The following is a 21807-nucleotide window of genomic DNA, read 5'->3' on the forward strand; positions in this document are numbered from 1 at the left end:
GGCTCCGCCGGGACGCGGCCGCTCGCGAACCGGCGCGGCAAGCGGACTCGGAGGGGGAGCGACCGTGAACAGGGAAGCCATATACAAGCTCAAGGACCTGGGCGCCTGGGTGGTGCTCGGGGCGCTGGCCGCCGGGTTCATCGGCGGCGTGCTCAGGGTCGCGGTCGACCCCGGCGGGTTCGACCCCTTCACCGGATTCACCGTCGCGGCGCTGTCGGTGGCGGTCGCGCTGCTGGTGGCGCTGGTCGGCGAGCCGGGCCCGCAGGCCAGGACCACAGTGATCTTCGCCATGGTGGTGCCGGGCCTGTGGATCCTGCTCGGCCTGTCGGCCATGGTCATGGACCTCGTCTCGGGCGGCGCCGTGGTGCTCGTGCTGGGCTCGGTGCTCAGCTCGCTGGCCGCCTTCGCGCTGCTGGGCGCCGCGGTCTGGGTGAACCTCACCGTCTTCCGCGCGCTGCCTGCGGCCGCCAAGCCGCAGCCCGGCTACGGCTTCCCGCCGAGCGGCGGCTACCCCGCGCCCTTCCCCGGCGAGGGCCAGCAGGGCCAGTTCCCGCAGCAGCCGCAGTCCGGCCAGTTCGCCCAGCAGGGCCAGTTCGGCCAGCCGCAGTCCGGCCAGTTCCCGCAGCAGGGGCAGTTCGAGCAGCAGGGCCAGTTCGGCCAGCAGCCCGCGCACCCCTCCACCGGCGCCCAGCAGAGCTTCGCCGCCGACTCCGGCGGCTACGGGTCCGCCGCCCCGCAGCAGCCCGGCTACGGCGGCCAGTCCGGCTACGGCGAGCAGCAGCAGTCCTACGGGGCGAGCGGCCCGCAGCCCGGCTACGGCGGCGCCGACGACTCCCCGACCGCCCGCGACCCCTACGGCCAGCCCGGCTACGGCCAGTCCCAGCAGAGCGCGCCGGGCCAGCAGCCCCCGGTGAGCTCCGCCGGCGAGCAGGCCGCCCAGGAGGCCGTGCAGTACGGCTGGTACGGCCAGTCCCAGCTGCCCGACGCCCCGGCCGCGGGCGGCGGCGACGTCGACGCCACCCAGCGCTGGAACCCCGACAACCCGGCGCACGCCCCCGCCGCCCCCTCCTACGGCGGCAGCGGCGGCCCCGAGCACGCCACCCAGCAGTGGAGCCCCGGCCAGGGCCGCCAGCCCGGCGGCGGCTCGCCGTCGGGCGGCTACGGCTCGCACGCCGACGACGCCTACAACTCGGGCGGCTCCTACGGCTCGGTCTCCGGCTCCTCGCCCGCCGGCTCCGAGCCCTCCGGCGGCTACCAGAGCCCCGCCCCGGGCGGCGACTACCTGCAGAGCGGCTACGGCTCCACCGGCTCGGGCCCGCAGCCCTCCTACGGCGACGACCAGGGCCGCGGATCGAGCACCGGCGGCTCCTCCTACGGCTACGGCGGCGACTCCTACGGCGGCTCGTCCTACGGCCAGAGCGACTCCGGCCAGCAGGGCGGCGCGGCCGCGGGGGACCCCGGCATGGCGTACGACGGCTCGCGGGGCTACGCTGATAGCCAGTCATACGGGGGGTATGACACCGGCGGCGGCCGCAACGGCGGCGAATCCGCGTCCCAACTGAATCCGGGCCAGCCCGGCCACGGCGAGCCATCCGCCCCCGCGGGCGGGCAGTACGGCACGCCGGGCTACTCCTACGAGGGGCAGCAGGGCTACGACCCCTACTACCAGCAGGGGAAGGGCCAGTCCGGGCGTTCCGGCCGTGACGGCGGAGACGACGCGCCCGCGGACGACGACCGCCGCTGACCGACCCGACTACCGCGACCCCCGGTGCCTTTACGCCGGGGGTCGCCGCCATTTCGGGCCGAAGTAGCACGTCAATCGCTTGACGTTTAGTGAGACACGCACGTGTAATTACATTGGTGTGGTTAGACCCTCCCATGGGGGAATAGAGGGAGGGCACAACAAGGGGGCTAGGAGGTGCGCATGAGCGAGGTGGTCATCCCGCTTGCGCACGGCGCAGACGAGAGTCTGGGCTGGCAGGAGCGCGCACTGTGCGCTCAGACGGATCCAGAGGCGTTCTTCCCTGAGAAGGGCGGTTCGACCCGCGAGGCCAAGAAGGTCTGCCGGGCCTGCGACGTCCGGGCCGAGTGCCTGGAGTACGCGCTGGAGAACGACGAGCGCTTCGGCATCTGGGGTGGGTTGTCCGAGCGCGAACGCCGCCGCCTGAAGAAGGCGGTCGGACAGGATTTCGCCGATCTGTCCGAATTCTGATCGCGGGTCCGACCCGGAGGCAGGCGGACGGTCCCGGCGCGCACCGCGCGCCGGGACCGTCCGCGTTCCGCCCACCGGCACTCCCGCCGGCGGGCGGATCTACGGTCCGACCCGTCTCGACCTGGGGATTCGTCCTGAAGGCCGGGGGTGCGGGCCGAAATTCGCACGCGGCCAACGAAGGCGGACAAAACAAGTAAGGTGGTGCGCCGTGCGGCCCAGCGGCCGCCGTCCCCGCCCCCGGATGTGAGACGCCCCGAACTTGGCGCAGAACCCAGCCCGCCACATCGTCACCGCCGTCGTCGTCGCGCACGACGGCGCCAGATGGCTGCCCGAGACCCTGGCCGCGGTGCGCGGCCAGACCCGCCCGGCGCAGCGCATCGTGGCGGTCGACACCGGCAGCGCCGACAGCGGCCCCCGGCTGCTGGAGGAGCAGCTGGGCCCGCGCGCCGTCGGCACCCTGCCCCGCGACACCGGCTACGGCGCCGCCGTCGCCCAGGCGCTGGCGCGCCCCGCGGCCGCCGCCCAGGTCAGGATCCCCGCCGAGGTCCACCCCGACGAGGTGGTGGAGTGGGTCTGGCTGGTCCACGACGACTCCGCCCCCCACCCCGACGCGCTGCGGATGCTGCTGGCCGCCGCCGACGCCGACCCCCGCGCCGCCGTGCTCGGCCCCAAGCTGCGCGACTGGCACGACCGCAGGCTGCTGGTCGAGGTCGGCGTCACCATCGACGGCGCCGGCCGCCGCTGGACCGGCCTGGAGACCCGAGAGTTCGACCAGGGCCAGCACGACGGCAACCGCCAGGTGCTGGCGGTCGGCAGCGCCTGCATGCTGGTCCGCCGCGACGTCTGGGACGAACTGGACGGCTTCGACCCGAAGCTGCGCCTGTTCCGCGACGACATCGACTTCTGCTGGCGGGCCGGCGCCGCCGGCCACAAGGTGCTGGTCGTCACCGACGCCGTCGCCTACCACGCCGAGGCGTCCGCCCGCCGCCGCAGGCAGATCGGCGCCGTCAGCGAGCACCCCCGCCGGGTCGACCGCCGCAACGCCATGTTCGTGCTCTTCGCGAACCTGCCCTTCGGCGCGATGGTGGCGTCCTTCTTCCGCAACGTCGCCGCCTCGCTGCTGCGCACCCTGCTCTACATCATCGGCAAGCAGCCGGCCAGCGCGCTCGACGAGTTCATGGCCGTCACCTCGGTGTGCCTGAGCCCCTTCGCGCTGCTGCGCGCCCGGCGCCGCCGCGCCCGCAACCGCCGGCGCACCTACAGCGCCATCCGCCCCTTCCTGGCCAGGGGCGTCGCCTGGGCCCGCGCCGTGGAGACGGCGGCGGGCATCCTCACCCCCGGCAGCGGCTCCGACAACGCCGGCCGCCACCAGGCGGCCGGCGACCCCGACGCCGAGGACGACGACCCGCTGCAGGACGAAGGCAGCCTGCTGCGCCGCACCTTCACCCACCCCGGCGTGCTGCTCATCCTCGGCCTCGCCCTGATCGCGCTGATCGCCGAACGCTCGCTGCTCGGCGGCGGCCGGCTGGGCGGCGGCGCGCTCGTGCCCGTCTGGGGCGGCGCCTCCGACCTGTGGGAGATCTACCTCTCCGGCGCCCACGACGTCGGCGCCGGCTCCGACACCGCCGCGCCCCCGTACGTGGCCGTGCTGGCGATGCTGTCCACCCTCTTCCTGGGCAAGCCCTGGCTGGCCGTCACGGTGCTGCTGCTCGGCTGCGTCCCGCTGGCCGGGCTCACCGCGTACCTGCTGGCCAGGCGGGTCGTCACCTACCGGCCCGCGCAGCTGTGGATGGCCGCCTCCTACGCGCTGCTGCCCGTGGTGACCGGCGCCATCAGCCAGGGCCGGATCGGCACCGCCGTGGTGCACGCCCTGTTCCCGGTGCTCGGCCTCCTCGCCACCGGCATGATCACCGCGCCGCGCCGCCAGTCGCGCCGCGCCGCCTGGGGCCTGGGCCTGGGCCTGGCGGTGGCGATGGCCTTCGTGCCGCTGGTGTGGCCGATCGCGCTGCTGTGCGGCGCGCTGATCGCCCTCGCCTTCGGCGGCGCCCAGCGCGAGCTGTACCGCAGCCTGGCCATCGCGCTGATCACCCCGCTGGTGCTGCTGATGCCGTGGACCCTGCGGCTGTTCACCAGCCCCTCGCTGTGGCTGCTGGAAGCGGGCCTGCACCGCCCCGAGCTGTCGGAGGTGGGGCTGTCCTCGGAGTCGCTGCTGCTGCTCGCCCCCGGCGGGCCCGGCATGCCGCCCGTGTGGGTCACCGCCGGCTTCCTGCTGGCCGCGCTGCTCGCCCTGCTGCTGCGCCGCCGCCGCGTCCTGGTCGCCGCGGGCTGGGCGCTCACCCTCTTCGGCGTCCTGGTCGCGGTGCTGGTCAGCAGGGTGGTGCTCGAACCCCCGACCGGCGGGCAGCCCGCCGCCGCCTGGCCGGGCGTGGCGCTGGCCTTCGCCGCCACCGCGCTGCTGCTGGCCGCCGCCACCGCCGCCCAGTCCATCGGCGACCTGTTCAAGGCCGGCGGCCTGCGCCGGGTGCTGGCCGGCGTCATCGCGCTGCTCGCGCTGAGCACCCCGGCCGCCGCCGCAGGCCTGTGGGTCTGGGACGGCGTGCAGGGGCCGCTGCGCGGCGACAGCCCCCAGGCGCTGCCCCCCTTCGTGCAGGCCCTCAGCGCCGACGGAACCGAGCCGCGCACCCTCGTCCTCGCCCCGGTCGAGGACGGCTCCCTCGACTACACCGTGCTGCGCGGCCGCGACCCCCGCTTCGGCGAGGAGCAGGTCCCGGTCGAAGAGGCCGTCCGCACCCAGCTGAACGAGATCGTCGCCGGCCTCGCCTCCGGCCGCGGCGCCGACGACTCCGCCCGGCTGGCCCGCTTCGGCATCCGCTTCGTGGTGGTCCCCGCCCGCGACGACGTGGCCGCCGTCCCCGGCGTGCTCGCCGACGAGGACGCGCCCCGCCGGCCCGGCGCCGCCGACGGCCCCCAGGTCGACCCCCGCCTGGTCGACGTGCTCGACGGCGACCCCGGCCTGGTCCGCGCCAACCTCACCCAGTACTACGGCCTGTGGCGGGTGCGCGAGGCCACCGGCCTGCTCCGCGTCGTCCCGCCCTTCCGGGCCGGCGGCGAGCAGGCGCCCGAGGGCGGCGGGCAGCCGGCCGAGGCGGCCCCCGCCGAGGAGATCCTGGTGCTGGACGCCTCGGCCGTCGACGGCGGCACCGAGCTGCCGCCCGGCCCCGAGGGGCGGGTCCTCGAACTGGCCGAACCCGCGGCCGACGGCAACTGGCAGGCCAGCCTGGACGGGCGCCCGCTGGAGCCCTTCGAGACCGACGACGTCATGCAGGCCTTCCGGCTGCCGCCCGAGGGCGGCACCCTCCAGGTCACCCGCAACAACCTCGGCCGCACCGCCACCGTCGGCGTCCAGGGCGCGCTGCTCGCGCTGGTGGTCGTGCTCGCGCTGCCCGGCGCGAAGACCGACGAGGACGAGGAAGAGGAGGAGGCCGCCGACGACTGGCTGGACCGGCCGCTGGAGTTCGGCCCCTCCGGCCCCTACCGGGGCCGCCGGGCCCGCCGCGACGGCGCCCAGCCCCGCCCGGCCACCGCCCGGCCCGCTCCCGAGGCCGAGCCGGCCGATCCGGTGCCCGCCCGCACCGGCGCGCAGCCCGCCGTCGCCGGCACCCCGGACCCGCCGCGCCGGCCCGCCGCCCCGGCCCGGCCGCCCGAGCCGGAGCCCGCGCCCGAACCCGAGCAGCCGCCCGCCGCGCCGGCGCGCGGCTGGTGGGCCAAGGACCCCTCGCCCGTCGACCCCGCCCGGCCGCCCGAGCCCGCCGCCGGCGGCAGCGGCCGCTCCGAGCGCCGCAGGACCGACCGCCGCGAGACCCCGCCGCCCGGCCCCGAGCGGCCGCCCGCCCGGCCCGCGCCCGAGCCGTACCCGCCCCCGGCGGCCGCGCCCGAGCCCGCGGACCCCTACGCCGATCTCTACGCCCCGCGCCCGAGCGGCCCGACCGAGGCGCCGGACGGCGCCGAGGAGGCCGCGCCCCGCCGCGGCCGCCGCGCCCGCGCCGACGGCGGGCCCGAGACCACCGGGGCCGGCGAGCCCCGCGGCGGCCGGCGCGCCAAGGGCCGCAGGCGCAAGACCAACACCGGGTTCTTCGGCCGCAAGACGCGCGACGACGACCCCCGCCGAGGGCGTGGTGACTGAGTGAGAACTCTGATCGAGAACAGGTTCGCGCTGGTCCTGCTGGTCGTGGTGGCCATGGCCGCCCTGTTCGGCGTGGCCGAGGCCACCCGGCCCGCCGAGTCGGCGCCGGCCGAGCAGCCCGCCACCGTCGAGGCCGCCGTGGAGTCCGCGCTCCGGGTCTGCCCGGTGCCCGAGGACGGCGACACCCGCGTGGCCGCCTTCACCCCGCCCGCCGAGACGGGCGACGCCCCCAGCCTGTTCGCCGCCACCGCCCTGGACGGCACCGAGTCCGAGATCGGCACCATCGGCGGCCCCGGCCAGGGCTTCGACGCCGCCGCCGACACCGAGGAACTGGTGATGCGCGCCGAGGGCCCGGTGGCGGCCGGCCTGACCGCGGTGCAGACCACCACCGCCTCCGGCGACCTGCTCTCCGCCCCCTGCGCGCCGCCCGGCCTCGGCTTCTGGTACCTGGCGCCGGGCGCCGGCGAGGTCGACGACCTCGACCTGCACCTGGTCAACGTCGACGACACCCCCACCCGGGTGCACATCGACGTCTACGCCGCCGAAGGCGCCCTCCAGACCCTGGAGGGCGACACCGTCGAGATCGAGCCGCACGGCCGCACGGTGCAGTCGCTCAACGAGATCAGCGAGAGCGCCCCCGTCGTCGCGGTGCACGTGCGCACCACCACCGGCCGGGTCGCCTCCGGCCTGCTCGCCGCCGACGGCTCCGGCTCAGACTGGGTGCCGGCCAGTGGCGAACTCGCCACCGACGTGGTGATCCCCGGACTGCCCGACGGCTCGGGCGAGCGGCTGCTGGCCGTCGCCTCGCCGGGCGACTCCGCCACCGTGCGGATCAGCGCGATCGCCGAGGACGGCACCTTCGTGCCCGAGGACCAGGAGGAGCTGGAGGTGCCGGCCGGGGCGCTGGCCACCGCCAACCTGTCGGGCGTGCTCACCGACCGCGCCGCCGCGATCCGGCTCAGCTCCGACACCCCCATCGCCGCCGGAGTGCTCGCCACCGGCGGCGGCGACCGCGCCTTCACCGCCCCCGTCCCGCCGGTGACCGGGACGGCGGTGGTGCCCGGCAACCGCTCAGGCGATGGCTTCGAGCAGGAGCTGCTACTGGCCGCGCCCGAGGGCGCCGCGCAGGTGGAGGTCGTGCCGACCGGCCCCGACGGCGCGGCGGGAGAGCCGCAGCGGGTGGAGGTGCCGGCCGGCGGCCTGCTGCCGGTGGAGCCGGCCGCCCCGACGGGCGCCGAGAGCGGCTTCGCCGCCCTGGTGCGGGTGCTGGAGGGCTCCAGCCCGATCTACGTGGCGCGGGTGCAGCGCAACGACGGCGGGATGACGATCCTGCCGGTGCCCCCGGCCCCGGTCACCGTGACGCTCCCGCACACCTCCGACACCCTCACCACCGTGGTGGAGTAGCGCCGAGCGGCGGCGAGGCCGGAGGCAGAGCTCAGTAGTTGGGGTCGACCGCCTCGGGCTCCAGGCCGAGCAGGTTCGCGACCTCCTGCACGACCATGTCGTGCACCAGGGCGCCCAGCTCCTCGGGGTCGCCGGCGCGGCCCTCCAGCGGACGCCGGTACACGACGATGCGGGCGGAGCGGCCGGGGCGGGCGGGGTCCAGGCGCGAGAGCGGCAGCGGGTCGCCCGGGACGGTCCAGGAGTCGATCCTGGGCACCTCCTCGACGGCGAACTCCACCCCCGCCAGCTCACGGGACCAGCGGCGCTCCAAGCGGTCGACCGCCTCCAGCACCAGGTCGTCGAAGATTTGCGCGCGGGTACGCGCCAGCGGGACGTCGGCGGGCACCAGCGGCCCGCGCATCCCCCGGCCGTGGCGGTCGCGGCGGCGCGGGCGCCGGGCCTGGAGTTTCTTCGGGTGCAATGGACGCACACTTCGAGGTTAGGTCATGTCCGCCCGCAACGGCATCCCCGCGCGGAACTTTGGCCCATCGGCTTCACACGGTGAGCACGGGCGTCGGGGGCGCTGGGCCGGCCCGGCGACGGACCCCGCCGACGTCAAAACGCGCTAGTCGGGTAGTAGCGGACAGAGTCGGAACCGGATACGTTCCTAGGCGTGAGCCTCGTCCGACGCTGCTCGCGTACCGCGTGCAGGCAGCCAGCCGTCTACACGCTCACCTATGTCTACGCCGACTCCACCGCGGTCCTCGGCCCGCTGGCCGCCTACGTCGAACCGCACTGCTACGACCTCTGCGCCAACCACGCCGAGCGGCTGACCGCCCCCCGCGGCTGGGAGGTCGTCCGGCTGCCCGCCGAGGCCGGCGAGCCGGCCAATGACGACCTCGAAGCGCTGGCCAACGCCGTGCGCGAGGCCGCCCGCCCCCCGCTGGGCCACTCCGGGCCCGGCCACGAACCCGTCGGGCAGGGCGTGGAGATCGGCCGCCGCGGGCACCTGCGGGTGCTGCGTTCCGCGCCACCCGCCCGCCGTCCGGACCCCTCGGCGGACTAGGCTTCGCACCGGGACGTCCGCACGACGAACCGGCCCGGAGCGGGCCCAGGCGGGACGGAGTAACGGTGGCCGACCTCGATGGCATCTTCAAGGCGTACGACATCCGCGGGGTGGTCCCCGACCAGCTCGACGCGGAGGTGGTGCGCGCGGTGGGCGCCGCCTTCGTCCGGGTGACCGGCGCCGCCACGGTGGTGACCGCGCACGACATGCGCCCCTCCTCGCCGGAGCTGGCCGCCGCCTTCGCCGACGGCGCCACCTCCCAGGGCGCCGACGTGATCGCCGCCGGACTCGGCTCCACCGACCTGCTCTACTTCGCCTCCGGCTCCCTCGACATGCCCGGCGCGATGTTCACCGCCAGCCACAACCCCGCCCAGTACAACGGCGTGAAGCTCTGCCGCGCCGGGGCCGCCCCGGTGGGCCGCGACACCGGCCTCACCGACATCCGCGAGCTGGTCGAGCGCGGCGTGCCCGCCCACGGCGGCCCCGCCGGCACCGTCACCCGCCGCGAGCTGCTGGCCGAGTACGCCGCGCACCTGCGCTCCCTCACCGACCTCTCCGGCTCCCGGCCGCTCACCGTCGTCGTGGACGCCGGCAACGGCATGGGCGGCCACACCGTGCCCGCGGTGCTCGGCGACGCCGTGCTCCCCGCGCTGCCGCTGGAGATCGTGCCGCTGTACTTCGAGCTCGACGGCACCTTCCCCAACCACGAGGCCAACCCGCTCGAACCCAAGAACCTGGTCGACCTCCAGGCCAAGGTCCGCGAGGTGGGCGCCGACATCGGCATCGCCTTCGACGGCGACGCCGACCGCTGCTTCGTGGTGGACGAGAAGGGCGAGCCGGTGCCGCCCTCGGCCGTCACCGCACTGGTCGCCGTCCGCGAGCTGGCCAAGGAGCCGGGCGCGGCCGTCATCCACAACCTGATCACCTCCCGCTCGGTGCCCGAGATCGTCGCCGAGCACGGCGGCCGCCCGGTGCGCACCCGGGTCGGCCACTCCTTCATCAAGGCCGAGATGGCCGCCACCGGCGCCATCTTCGGCGGCGAGCACTCCGCCCACTACTACTTCCGCGACTTCTGGCGGGCCGACACCGGCATGCTCGCCGCCATGCACGTCCTGGCCGCCCTCGGCGAGCAGGACGGCCCGCTGTCGGAGCTGACCCGCGCCTACACCCGCTACGCCGCCTCCGGCGAGATCAACTCCACCGTCGGCGACCAGGCCGACCGGCTGGCCGCGGTCGCCGGCGCCTTCGGGAGCCGGCCCGGCGCGAGCCTGGACGAACTGGACGGGCTGACCGTCCAGCTCGACGACGGCAGCTGGTTCAACCTGCGGGCCTCCAACACCGAGCCGGTGCTGCGGCTGAACGTGGAGGCGCCCGACACCGCCGCCATGGCGGCCCTGCGCGATGAGGTACTGGCGATCGTCCGCGCTTAGCGCAATCCCCGGGGGCGCGCGGGGCCCCGTCGCTGGGGCAGGATGGGAGCATGAGCGTGAAGATCGAGAGCTGGCTGCTGGACATCCTGGCCTGCCCGCAGTGCAAGTCGCCGATCCGGCTGGACGAGCGCGAGCTGGACGGCGCCGCCGACGGCGGCGAACCGGCCACCGCCGCCGAGCTGGTCTGCACCGACCCCGCCTGCGGCCTCGCCTACCCGATCAGGGACGGCATCCCGGTGCTGCTGGTGGACGAGGCGCGCCGCCCCGGCACCGGAGCCGCCGCGCGATGACCCACCGGCTGGACGAGCTGCGGCTGGACGACCCCGCCCAGCTCCGCCACCTCGACGCCGACGGCATGCTGCGCCGGGCGGCCTCCTCGGCGGCCGAGATCCGCATCGCGGTGCGGGCCGCCGAGGAGTCGCGGCTGGACGCCCTCGCCCGCGAGGGGCGGCCCCGCGCCCTGCTGCTCGCCGGGTCCGGCTCGGCGGCGCTGGTCGGCGGGCTGCTGGCCGCCCTGCTCGGCCCGGGCTGCCCGGTGCCGGTCTCCGTGGTCACCGACGGCCGGCTGCCCGGCTGGGCGGGCGTGGACGACCTCGTGGTCGCGGTCTCGCGCACCGGGCGCACCAGCGAGACCCTCGCGGTGGCCGCCGAGGCGGTGCGCCGCGGCTCCCGGCTGCTGGCGGTGGCCGCATCCGACAGCCCGCTCGCGGCGCTGGCGGAGCGCTCGCGCGGCGCCTTCGTGCCGGCCGACGCCGAGTCCCTCCCGCGCGCCGCGCTGTGGGGCCTCGCGGTACCCGTGCTGGTCGCCGCCGCGCGCCTGGGCGTCCTCGACTCCCCGCCCGAGGTCTTCGAGGCCGCCGCCGTGCGGCTGGAGGAGGTCGCCACCGCGTGCCGGCTGATGGCGGAGTCCTTCGTGAACCCCGCCAAGACCCTCGCGCTCGAACTGGCCGACACCCTCCCGGTCGTGTGGGGCACCTCCGCGCTGACCACCGTCGCCGCCCGGCGCTTCGTCGGCCAGCTGGCCGAGAACGCCAAGTACCCCGCGCTCTGCGGCGAACTGCCCGACGCCGGGCACGCCCAGATCGGCATCTTCGACGGCCCGCTCGGCTCGGGCGCGTGGCGCGAGCGCGACCTCTTCGCCGACCCTCCCGCCGACGGCCTGCGCGGTCTGCGCCTGGTGGTGCTGCACGACGTCGAGGAGCAGCCGCACATCGCCGCGGCCCGCGCCGCCGCCGTCCGGCTGGCCGAGGACCGCGGCCTGCCCGTCACCCAGCTCGCCGCCCAGGAGGGCCACCCCGTCACCCGGCTGGCCGGGCTGATCGGCACCTTCGACTACGCCAGCGCCTACCTCGCCCTCGCCTACGGCATGGACCCGGCCCCCACCCCCGCCGCCCGGGAGTTCCGCAGCGAGCGCGAGGACCGGCCCGATTGAGGCCGGCTCCCGCCCTCCCGTCCCCACCGCTCCCACCCGCCCCGCGGCCCCGATCCGTCCCGGTGGCCGTGCCGGGCGCGGTCCCGGGGGACAATGGGGGGAAAGCGCTCCGGCCCGGACAGCGGGGCACAATGCGGTTTCGGTTTTGCCGGCCGGACCGTGTAGAACCATAGGCAGCTGGCAGGATGCTTCGTGGGTGTATGCGGGGAGTGCCGGGCCCGAGGTGCCGCCGGAGCGGCGCCGGCCGCGGCGTAGGGAGAGTGTGATGCCTGAACCACTGCGGTCCGCCGACCCCAGGGAGCTGGGCGCGTACCGCCTGGTAAGCCGGCTGGGCCAAGGGGGGCAGGGCGTCGTCTACCTCGGCGAGGCGCCGGACGGCCGCAAGGTCGCCGTCAAGGTCCTCAACAAGGAGTGGGCCGGCGATCCCAAGCTGCGGGAGCGCTTCACCAAGGAGGTGAACGCGGCCCGCCGGGTCGCCCACTTCTGCACCGCCGCCGTCCTGGACGCCGAGCTGGAGGCCGAGCCGCCCTACGTCATCAGCGAGTTCGTCGAGGGGCCCTCGCTGCAGCAGGCCATCGAGGACAGCGGTCCGCGCAGCGGCGAGGCGCTGCACAAGCTCGCCGTCGGCACCGCCACCGCGCTCGCCGCCATCCACGAGGCCGGCGTCGTGCACCGCGACTTCAAGCCCGCCAACGTGCTGCTGGCCGCCGACCACCTGCGCGTGGTCGACTTCGGCGTCGCCCGGGTCGTCGACAGCGCCGTCACCCAGACCGCGTCCATCATGGGCACCCCCGCCTACATGGCGCCCGAGCAGCTGATGGGCGAGCTGGTCACCCCGGCCGTCGACGTCTTCGCCTGGGGCTGCGTGATCGCCTTCGCCGCCACCGGCAAGCCGCCCTTCGGCTCCGACACGGTGCCCAAGGTGATGAACCGCGTCCTGAAGGAGCCGCCGAACCTCGACGGCTTCACCGGCCCGCTGCGCACCATCGTCGAAGAGGCGCTGGACAAGGAGAAGCAGCACCGCCCGAGCGCCTCGCTGCTGCTCAGCCGGCTGCTGCTCGGCCACGGCTCCGAGACCCCGCTCCCCATCGAGCAGGCGCTGAGCCAGGGCCAGCGCACCGCCGTGTGGACCCAGGACGTGCTGTGGCCCGGCGCGGGCCGCAGCGGCGGCCGCCGCTCGGGCTCCTCCCCGGCCACCCCGGCGTCGGGGCCGCAGCCGGCCTTCCCGCAGCCCGCTCCCGGCACCCCTCAGCCCTACCCCGCCGGCCACGCCTCGGGCCCCCAGGCCGGCTTCCCGCAGACCCCGCCGGGCGGCGGGCGCGGCTCGGGCGGGCAGCCCGCCTGGTCGGCGCAGCCCTCCGCCCCGCAGCAGCCCGCGCCGCCGCAGCCGTCCACCCCCGCCCAGGGCTGGCAGCAGCCCACCGGCTACAACCCCGGCCAGGGCTCGGGCCCCCGGCCCGGCCAGTACCCGCCCGGCGGCTTCCCCCCGGGCCCGCGGCCCGGCGCGCAGCCGCCGGCCTACGGCAGCGGCCCGCAGCCCAACCCCCGCCAGCCCTCCTCCTACGGCAGCGGCCCGCAGCCGCAGCAGCCCTACGGCTACCAGGCCCCGACCGCGGGCTACCAGCAGCAGACCCCCGGCGGCGGCTACCAGCCCCCGGCGGCCGGCGGGTACGGCCCCACCCAGGGCTACCAGCCGCCCGCCCAGGGCTACCAGCAGCCCGGCCCGGGCGGCGGCGCGAGCGCCTTCCCGCCGCCGCGCCCCGCCGCCGAGTTCCCGTCCGGGCGCAAGAGCCGCACCGGCCTGTACGTCGGCATCGGCATCGGCGCGGCGGTGCTGGTCGTGGTCGCCATCGTGGCGGTGCTCATGCTCCGGCCGAGCACGGACTTCGGCCCCGAGTACGTCGGCGGCTGGTCCGGCTACGACCCCACCAACACCTACGCGGTGAGCGTCGAGGTGGACGAGGGCGACACCGCCCAGCTCAGCCTGGCCGCCCTCTCGGGCGACGACCAGCCGGACTGCACCTACGCCCTGACCACCTACGACGTCGGCGACCCCGAGGACCCCCAGACGGCGGGCCACTGGATGAACGCGGTGCAGGGCACCTCCTCGGGCGAGGTCGAGTGCCCCGCCTACTCCTACGTGGTGCTGGAGAACCGCGACGGCGTGCTGCTGGTCAACGCGGGCCCGTCCAACCAGAACGTCCCGGCGCTGGCCAGCCTGTACCCGGACGACTGAGGCCGCGGAGGCGGCCGGACGCCCCTTGTGTCCGACCGCACTGATCAGGTACTAGGGTGGGGCGGAGTTTCCGGTCGCCCGGTATTACCGGTTTCCGGATCGTCGCTTCGCATTCAAGTGCATATGTCCGTGCAGAGAGCGGTCCGCGCCGTCTCGGCCGCGCATCGGTGATCGCTCATTCCCCTCATCGGGAACCCCGCCACGGTCCTTGGCATCTCACCCCCTGTGCCCCCATCGGTTCCGACGGTGCGTGTCGGCGGCCGGCCGTCTCGCGCTCCGACACGGGGGACGAGTTCTCGGCCGTCCACGAGGAGGCATCCGTGTCCTACCCGGGAGGATCACCCTACGATCCGCAGTCCGGTTATCCGTCAGGGCCGCAGGGCGGCTACCCGCCCTCCGGTCCCCAGCCCGGCTACCAGCAGTCGGGGCCGCAGGGCGGCTACCCGCCGCCCGGCGGCATGCCACCCGGTGGGCCCGGCGGCCCGGGCGGCTACGGCCCTCCGCCGCCCCCGCCGCCCAAGAGCAAGACCGGCCTGATCATCGGCATCGTCGTCGGCGTGCTGGTGCTCGGCGTCGTCGCGGTGATCGGCGTGGTGTTCTTCATGAACCAGGGCGGCACGCCGGCGGGCGACCAGCCGCCGGCCGCCGGCGGCGGCGAGGCGTCCTCCGCCCCCTCGGCGGGCGAGGAGGGCGGCGAGGCCGGCGGTGAGACCGGCGGCGACAGCGGCGGTGACTCCGGCGGCGACACCGGCGGCGGCGGTGGCGGCGACGCCTTCTCCGCCGCCTACGCCGGCACCTGGAGCGGCATGATCGACTCCGCCCGGGCCGACTACACCTCCTACGCCGCCACCGAGGCCAGCGCCGTGATCGAGGAGGGCACCACCAACGCCCAGCTGCGGCTCGGCGGCTCCTTCGGCGGCGACGTCGAGTGCGCCTGGGACCTCAGCCTGGTGGAGTACCGGGCCGAGGACTCCTCGCCGGACATCGACGACAGCGGCTACTGGATGCAGGGCAGCCTCACCCAGGGCTCCGACTGCCCCACCTTCGATTCGGTGGTCCTGGAGGAGCAGGGCGGCTCGCTGCTGGTCTACGCCCAGGACTCCGGCGAGACCGAACAGATCTCCCCGCTGGCCCAGATGTCCAGGGAGTGATCCCGCCGCCCCCGGGCCGAACACCGGCCCGGGGGCGTACGCCCGCGATGCGGCGTCCCCGTGCGGGGCGCCGCACGCGTGCGTTACATTCGGGAGCCGTTGCCCATCCCTGGAGGACGCTGATGCCAGCATCCGAGCACGCACAGCCCGGAGACCTCGGTGTGGCCGACGCCCCGTCGGCGGAGTCGGCGGAGGATCTGGCCGCTTTCGGCCCGGTCGCCTTCGCCGCCGACGACGAGGCGCCGCCGCAGCGCCGCCCGCACACCGTGCTCGTCCTCGCCTGCGGGGCGCTCGGCTTCGCCCTGCTCGCCGCGGTGGTGGTGCTGCTGTTCGTGAGCGACGGACCCGAGGACCCCGTCTCGCCGGCCGGCCTCGGCGACGACCCCGCGGCCGCCCCGGCCGGCGACGGCGTCTTCCCCGCCGACCTCGAAGGCGAGTGGCAGGGCACCCTGGAGCGCGTCGACGGCTCCACCTTCGAGGTCACCGTCTCCATCGAGCCGGGCGCCGCCCAGGCCGCCGTTGCCCACGGCGAGTGCACCGGGGTGCTGACCGCCGAGCGCGATGTCGTGGGCACCGTGTCGGCGGCCGCCGACATCTCCCAGGGGCCGGCCGAGTGCCACTACGCCGGCAGCGCCGACCTCAGCCGCGAGGGCTCGGGCCTGCGGCTCTACCTCAACGGCGGCGAGGATCCGTCGACCTCCGCGTCGATGTCCTCCGGAAGTCTCAACAGGGGCTGAACAGCCGTCGGAACGCGTTCGGCTTGCCCCGAAATGCGATACATTCGCCCGGTGGGGGTTGACTGATCGCAAAACGACGCTGCGAGCGGCGTCCATGTGGAACCGTGCCCGGAGCGTTGGCATCTGAGTCAACGCGGCCCGGTGGTGGTGAACCGCCCAGAGCTGTGATTCCCGGCCGTCCACAAGGAGGCTTACGTGTCTAATGGTGGCTACCCGGATCCAAATTCCGGCTACCCGAGCGGCGGATATCCGGGTGGCGGCTACCCTCCGCCCGGCGACCCCTCCGGTGGATACCCGTCCGGCGGCTATCCCAGCGGGCATCCCTCCGGCGGCTACCCGTCCGGTGACCCCTCCGGGGGCTACCCCGGCCACGCCGCCCCCAGCGGCGGCTACGGCGACATGGGCGGCGGCTACCCGCCGCCCGGCGGCGGCGGATTCGGCCCGCCGCCCCCGCCGCCGCCCCCCAAGAGCAACACCGGGATGATCGTCGGCATCACCGCCGGTGTGCTGGTGCTCGGCATCGTGGCGATCGTCGCGGCCGTCATCCTGCTCCGCGACGACAGCCCCGAACCCGGCCCCGACCCCGGCCCGGTCGCCCAGAGCAGCAACCCGCCGTCCGACCCCTCCGAGCCCCCGCCCAGCGAGGAGCCCGAACCGGAGGAGAGCACCCCGGAGAGCGGCGGTGGCGGCGGTGGCGGCGACATGGCCTTCGGCGAGGACTACGGCGGCTCCTGGAGCGGCAGCATCCAGTCCAGCCGCGACGACTACACCGACTACGCCGCCACCGCGGCGTGGATCGAGGTCGAGGCCGGCGGCACCACCGCCGAGCTGAGCATCGGCTCGGCCAGCGGCCTGCCCGGCAGCGCGGAGTGCACCTGGAGCCTCACCACCTACCAGTACAACCCCGAGCCCACCTCCGCCGACACCAACGACAGCGGCTACTACATGAACGCCTCCCTCACCCAGGGCGACAACTGCCCCGACTGGGAGATCGTCGTACTGGAGCGGATCGGCACCCTCAACGTCTACGCCGGGCCGTCCGGCGAGGACATCCCGCCGCTGGTGGCGGCCTCGCCGCAGTAATCCGCCAGTGCCGCAGCCCCCGGCCGGTGCCGTCCGCGCGGACGGCACCGGCCTCCGCCGCCGGCGGTCCCCCCGCGGGGCGTGTCCGGCTCCGGTAGGTTCGTACGCGCACGACCGCGCGGGAGCGCCGGTACCGGCGCCGTGCGATGCTGGAGGCGCGGTCCCGGGCCGAGGGGCCGGCGCTCAGACTGGAGGAGCTTCATGCCCGACGCCGAACCGCTGCTGAGCGGCGACCCCGAGGAACTCGGGAGCTACCGCCTGCTCGGCCGGCTGGGGCGGGGCGGGCAGGGCGTCGTCTACCTCGGCGAGGACACCGGCGGCGTCCGCGTCGCGGTCAAGGTGCTCAACGACGAATGGGCCGCCAACTCCTCGATGCGCGAGCGCTTCGAGAAGGAGGTGCGCGCCGCCCGCCGGGTGGCGCCCTTCTGCACCGCCCAGGTCCTGGACGTCAACCTCGACCACGAGCCCCCGTTCGTGGTCAGCGAGTTCGTGCAGGGTCCCAGCCTGCAGGACGCCGTCGCCGACGAGGGACCCCGCTCGGGCTCCGGGCTGCACCGCCTCGCCGTGGCCACCGCCACCGCGCTGGCCGCCATCCACCAGGCCGGCATCGTGCACCGCGACTTCAAGCCGGGCAACGTACTGCTGGGCCCCGACGGCGCCCGGGTGATCGACTTCGGCATCGCCAAGGCGGTCGACGGCACCGCCACCCTCACCAGCTCCATCGTCGGCACCCCCGCCTACATGTCGCCCGAGCAGGTCGAGGGCAGGCAGGTCGACACCAAGGCCGACATCTTCGCCTGGGGCGGCGTGATCGCCTTCGCCGCCACCGGCCGCGCGCCCTTCGGCTCCGACAGCGTCCCGGCCGTCGTGCAGCGGGTGATGACCGCGGATCCCGAGCTGGCCGGCCTGGACGAGCCGCTGCTGGGCATCGTCCGCGACTGCCTGGACAAGGACCCCTCCCGGCGCCCCAGCGCGCAGCGCATCCTGCTGCGGCTGCTCGGCCACGACGACGCGGAGGCCGACGACAAGCCCGGGCCGGAGAGCATGCTGGAGCAGGGCCAGCGCGCCGCGCTGGGCTCGATGGGCTCCACCCCGCACTCCGGCTTCCCCGGCGCGGTGCCCTCGCCGCCGCTCGGCCGGCCCGGCACCGGGCCGCACGGCTACCCGGGCCCCGGCCGGCCCGCCGCCCCGCACCGCACCGGCCCGCCCACCGGCCCCCCGACCGGCCCGCCCGTTCCCGGGCCGATGCGCGCCCCCGGGATGACCAACCCGGCCGGCTTCCCCAACCGGAGCTTCACCGGCCCGTCGGGACCGGGCACCGGACGCACCCTGCCGCCGCAGCCGCAGCCGCGGCCGCCCGCGCAGCACGGCGTCGCCGGCCCGCCGAGGATGGCGCCGGGCGGCCCCGCGCCGCGCCCGCCCGTCCCGCCGCGCGGCTACACCCCCGCCCCGGCGCCGCGCTCCGATCCCGGCCTGCCCGCCTGGCTGCTGCCGGTGGTGGTCGGCTTCATGCTGCTGCTGGTGTTCATCGTGGTGCTGATCGGCCTGTCCAGCGGCTGAGGCCGGTGCGCGTTCCCCGGCCGCTCACAGGCGGCGGGCGAAGCCGTCCACGGCGGCCGACAGGGTGTCGCCGGCGAAGCGCTCGACCGCCGCGGCCCGCTCGCCCACCGTGTCGGTGTGGATCAGGGTGACGCAGTCGACCGGGGAGAGGTCGAGCAGCGGCTCCCCGGGCGCCCGGCCGGCGCGCTCGCCGACGGCCTCGGCGTGCGCGGTGACCGCGAAGACGCCGGTGCGGCCGTCGCCCACCTGCTGGATCGCCACCAGGTAGCGCAGGGTCGCCGCGCCCACGCTCAGCTGCAGCCGCACCCACCAGCTGTCGTCGCCGGGCTGGAAGGCGGCGCGGGCCGCGGCGTGGTCGAGCTGCCGGCGCCACCAGCCGGAGCGGGGGTCGGGCGGCGCCCCGGACACCACCGAGGCGCCGCAGCCGGTGTCGATCTCCTGGAAGACGTCGGCGAGGCCGTTGCGGTGCGCCTCGACCTCCGCGGCGAGCCGGCGGTGCAGTGCGGCGGCGACCGAGGCGCCGCGCACCGGCCGCGAGCGGTCGGCCGGGCCCGGCGCGGCCAGTTCGGCCCGCAGCCCCGCCTCCTGGATCCGGGCGAACAGCTCCACCAGCCGGCCGGGATCGCCGCGGTCGGCCGCGCGCAGCGCCCGGGCGTGCTCGGCGCCGGCGGCGCGGTCGGCGGCCAGCGGAGCGTAGCGGGCCTGGAGTGCGGTGAAGGTGGCCAGGGCCCAGGCGGTGCAGTGCGCGGCGGGCAGGCCGTCGAGGGAGCGCAGCGCGGCGTGGTGGACGCCCGCCGCCTGCACGAGGGGGTGCCGGCCGGCCAGCCGCTCGGCCAGCTCGGCAACCGGGCGCAGCCGCTCGGCGGGCTGCTGCGCCGAGGTGCCGGGGAAGGAGCGGTAGAGCTCGGCCAGCATCTCGGGCCCGAGTCGTTCGCCGGTGCGGCAGGCGTCGGCGGCGGCGTCCACGGCCCGGTGGACCGCGGCCAGCGCGGAGCGGTCGGGCTCGGCCAGCCCGGCGGCCTCCAGGCCGTCGGCGGCGAAGCGCTGCGCGGCCTCGCGGTCGACGCGCACCAGGCCGTCGAGCACGCCCACCTCGGCGGCGTGCCGCCGCAGGCTGCGCGCTCGCAGCGCCCGGAGCCGGTCGGCGGGCAGCGCGGCGCGGAAGTCGTCGCAGACCTCGCGCAGCCGGTCGACGGAGGCCAGGCGCTCACGGGCCTCGGCGCCCGCCGGATCCACGGCGGTGCCCCCGGAGCCGCCGCTCCAGTCGATTCCGCTCATCGGCCTCACCCGATCAGCGTAACCGCCCCAGGCGCCGCGAATCCCTACCAGAGCGCCCTATTTTTCGGGGAGTGCGCGGCGGGCCGGCGCGGGGTCGGGGCGCAGCAGCCGCAGCGCCTTCTGCTTCTCGAAGTCCAGCACCCGGGCGGGCGGGGCGAGCCGGCCGATCCGCCGGCCGAACTCGCGGACCTGCGCGGCGGTGGCGGGTTCGGCCAGCACCCGCAGCGCGAAGGCCAGCGCGGTGGGGGAGATGTCGTAGCGGCGCTCCAGTTCGAGGCCGGCGGCGACCGCCGCGAGGTCCTCGGCGGAGAAGCGGCGGTGGCGGTGGCCCCGGCCGCTCGGCTGCTCCTTGGTGCGGGGCAGCAGCCCCAGGCCCTCCCGGTAGCGCAGCATCCGCGGCGTGGTGCCGAGCCGCTCGGCCGCGGCCGAGATGCCCAGCGGGGCGGACCCGTCGGAATCGGATGCTGCCACGCCGTCCTCCTCACCGTCGCCACCAGCGCGAGCGCCACCCCGGTGGGCAATCTGACATTCCCTTGTCAGTATCGCACCGATTCGCGGTGCGCGGCGGCCCCGCGGTCCTAGACTCGGCAGCGCACTGGACGAACGGGAGAGACATGAGCTTCGACTTCAAGGTCGCCGACCTCGCACTGGCCGAGTTCGGCCGCAAGGAGATCCGGCTGGCCGAGCACGAGATGCCGGGCCTGATGGCGACCCGGGCCGAGTACGCCGCCGCCCAGCCGCTGCGCGGCGCCCGCATCATGGGATCCCTGCACATGACCGTGCAGACCGCCGTCCTCATCGAGACCCTGGTCGCGCTGGGCGCCGAGGTCCGCTGGGTGAGCTGCAACATCTTCTCCACCCAGGACCACGCCGCCGCGGCCGTGGTCGTCGGCCCCGACGGCACCCCCGACGACCCGCGCGGCGTCCCGGTGTTCGCCTGGAAGGGCGAGACGCTGGAGGAGTACTGGTGGTGCACCGAGCAGGCCCTCACCTGGCCCGGCGCCGACGGCCCCAACATGATCCTGGACGACGGCGGCGACGCCACCCTGCTGGTGCACAAGGGCGCCGAGTACGAGCAGGCCGGCGCGGTCCCCGACCCGTCGACGGCCGACTCCGAGGAGTTCGCCATCGTACTCGGCCTGCTTGGCGCCTCCATCGGCGCCAACCCCGGCAAGTGGTCGGCGATCGCCGCCGGGATCAAGGGCGTCACCGAGGAGACCACCACCGGCGTGCACCGCCTGTACGAGATGCACCGCGACGGCACCCTGCGCTTCCCCGCCATCAACGTCAACGACTCGGTGACCAAGTCCAAGTTCGACAACAAGTACGGCATCCGGCACTCGCTGCCCGACGGCATCAACCGCGCCACCGACGTGCTGATCGGCGGCAAGGTGGCCGTGGTCTGCGGCTACGGCGACGTCGGCAAGGGCGCCGCCGAGGCGCTGCGCGGCCAGGGCGCCCGCGTGATCGTCACCGAGATCGACCCGATCTGCGCGCTCCAGGCGGCCATGGACGGCTACCAGGTCACCACCCTGGACGACGTGGTGGCGACCGCCGACATCTTCATCACCACCACCGGCAACTTCAACATCATCATGGCCGACCACATGGCCCGGATGAAGCACCAGGCCATCGTCGGCAACATCGGCCACTTCGACAACGAGATCGACATGGCCGGGCTGGCCAAGGTCCCCAACGTCGAGAAGATCGAGATCAAGCCGCAGGTGCACGAGTGGAGGTTCGATGACGGCCACTCCGTCATCGTGCTGTCCGAAGGCCGGCTGCTGAACCTCGGCAACGCCACCGGCCACCCCAGCTTCGTGATGTCCAACAGCTTCACCAACCAGGTGATCGCCCAGATCGAGCTGTGGACCAAGCCCGAGGAGTACCCGATCGGCGTGTACGTGCTGCCCAAGCTGCTGGACGAGAAGGTGGCGCGGCTGCACCTGGACGCGCTCGGCGTCAAGCTCACCGAGCTGAGCAAGGAGCAGGCCGCCTACATCGGGGTCGACGTGGCGGGCCCCTACAAGTCCGAGCACTACCGGTACTGACCGCC

17 protein-coding genes are annotated in these 21807 nt (G+C 75.6%); 14 read left to right on the forward strand and 3 right to left on the reverse strand.

Annotation, left to right across the window (positions count from 1 at the left end; genetic code table 11):
• The first annotated feature begins 64 nt into the window (after positions 1–64).
• From CLV72_RS00360 to CLV72_RS00375, 4 genes are all read left to right on the forward strand, one after another.
• On the forward strand, positions 65–1744 hold the full coding sequence (locus tag CLV72_RS00360; RefSeq protein WP_106237273.1) for a hypothetical protein: 1680 nt from the start codon (positions 65–67) through the stop codon (positions 1742–1744).
• Positions 1745–1924: 180 nt separating this feature from the next.
• On the forward strand, positions 1925–2212 hold the full coding sequence (locus CLV72_RS00365; protein ID WP_106237277.1) for a WhiB family transcriptional regulator: 288 nt from the start codon (positions 1925–1927) through the stop codon (positions 2210–2212).
• Between the two features lie 259 nt (positions 2213–2471).
• Positions 2472–6395 (forward strand): glycosyltransferase, encoded by a 3924-nt coding sequence (locus CLV72_RS00370; RefSeq protein WP_245929781.1) that lies wholly within the window; start codon positions 2472–2474, stop codon positions 6393–6395.
• Entirely contained in the window at positions 6396–7799 is a 1404-nt protein-coding gene (locus CLV72_RS00375) for a DUF5719 family protein (protein WP_106237281.1), read from the forward strand. It abuts the gene before it with no gap.
• Positions 7800–7830: 31 nt separating this feature from the next.
• Here CLV72_RS00375 and CLV72_RS00380 read toward each other — a convergent pair whose 3' ends face one another.
• Complete coding sequence (locus tag CLV72_RS00380; RefSeq protein ID WP_106240905.1) at positions 7831–8199, reverse strand: metallopeptidase family protein; 369 nt, start codon at positions 8197–8199, stop codon at positions 7831–7833.
• Positions 8200–8451: 252 nt separating this feature from the next.
• On the opposite strand from CLV72_RS00380, the gene CLV72_RS00385 reads away from it, so the two are divergent.
• The 9 genes from CLV72_RS00385 (at position 8452) to CLV72_RS00425 (ending at position 18473) form a co-directional block, all read left to right on the forward strand.
• Entirely contained in the window at positions 8452–8844 is a 393-nt protein-coding gene (locus tag CLV72_RS00385; RefSeq protein WP_106237285.1) for a DUF3499 domain-containing protein, read from the forward strand.
• A 65-nt stretch (positions 8845–8909) separates the two neighbouring features.
• Complete coding sequence (locus CLV72_RS00390; protein ID WP_106237288.1) at positions 8910–10274, forward strand: phosphomannomutase/phosphoglucomutase; 1365 nt, start codon at positions 8910–8912, stop codon at positions 10272–10274.
• 50 nt (positions 10275–10324) lie between these two features.
• The gene (locus tag CLV72_RS00395; protein WP_106237292.1) at positions 10325–10564 is read left to right on the forward strand and encodes a Trm112 family protein; all 240 of its coding nucleotides are present in this window, start codon (positions 10325–10327) and stop codon (positions 10562–10564) included.
• On the forward strand, positions 10561–11706 hold the full coding sequence (locus CLV72_RS00400) for an SIS domain-containing protein (RefSeq protein ID WP_106237296.1): 1146 nt from the start codon (positions 10561–10563) through the stop codon (positions 11704–11706). Before CLV72_RS00395 ends, CLV72_RS00400 begins: the two co-directional genes overlap by 4 nt.
• Positions 11707–11971: 265 nt before the next feature.
• Positions 11972–13942 (forward strand): serine/threonine-protein kinase, encoded by a 1971-nt coding sequence (locus CLV72_RS00405; protein ID WP_106237299.1) that lies wholly within the window; start codon positions 11972–11974, stop codon positions 13940–13942.
• A gap of 320 nt (positions 13943–14262) precedes the next feature.
• A complete protein-coding gene (locus CLV72_RS00410; protein ID WP_106237302.1) occupies positions 14263–15093 on the forward strand; it encodes a hypothetical protein in 831 nt (276 codons plus the stop codon).
• Between the two features lie 122 nt (positions 15094–15215).
• Complete coding sequence (locus CLV72_RS00415) at positions 15216–15830, forward strand: hypothetical protein (protein WP_146159298.1); 615 nt, start codon at positions 15216–15218, stop codon at positions 15828–15830.
• A gap of 195 nt (positions 15831–16025) precedes the next feature.
• Complete coding sequence (locus CLV72_RS00420) at positions 16026–16913, forward strand: hypothetical protein (protein WP_146159299.1); 888 nt, start codon at positions 16026–16028, stop codon at positions 16911–16913.
• 201 nt (positions 16914–17114) lie between these two features.
• Positions 17115–18473, forward strand: a complete 1359-nt coding sequence (locus CLV72_RS00425; protein WP_106237311.1) for a serine/threonine-protein kinase — start codon at positions 17115–17117, stop codon at positions 18471–18473.
• 24 nt (positions 18474–18497) lie between these two features.
• Here the strand turns inward: CLV72_RS00425 and CLV72_RS00430 are convergent, their stop codons facing one another.
• Positions 18498–19751, reverse strand: coding sequence for a hypothetical protein (locus CLV72_RS00430; RefSeq protein WP_106237314.1), 1254 nt, complete (start codon positions 19749–19751; stop codon positions 18498–18500).
• 57 nt (positions 19752–19808) lie between these two features.
• The gene (locus CLV72_RS00435; RefSeq protein ID WP_106237318.1) at positions 19809–20222 is read right to left on the reverse strand and encodes a MerR family transcriptional regulator; all 414 of its coding nucleotides are present in this window, start codon (positions 20220–20222) and stop codon (positions 19809–19811) included.
• A 143-nt stretch (positions 20223–20365) separates the two neighbouring features.
• Between CLV72_RS00435 and ahcY the strand changes: the two genes are divergently transcribed.
• The gene (gene ahcY, locus CLV72_RS00440) at positions 20366–21802 is read left to right on the forward strand and encodes an adenosylhomocysteinase (protein WP_106237321.1); all 1437 of its coding nucleotides are present in this window, start codon (positions 20366–20368) and stop codon (positions 21800–21802) included.
• The last annotated feature ends 5 nt before the right edge of the window (positions 21803–21807 follow it).

The sequence above is a fragment of the Allonocardiopsis opalescens genome, assembly GCF_003002095.1.
GTDB lineage: Bacteria > Actinomycetota > Actinomycetes > Streptosporangiales > Streptosporangiaceae > Allonocardiopsis > Allonocardiopsis opalescens.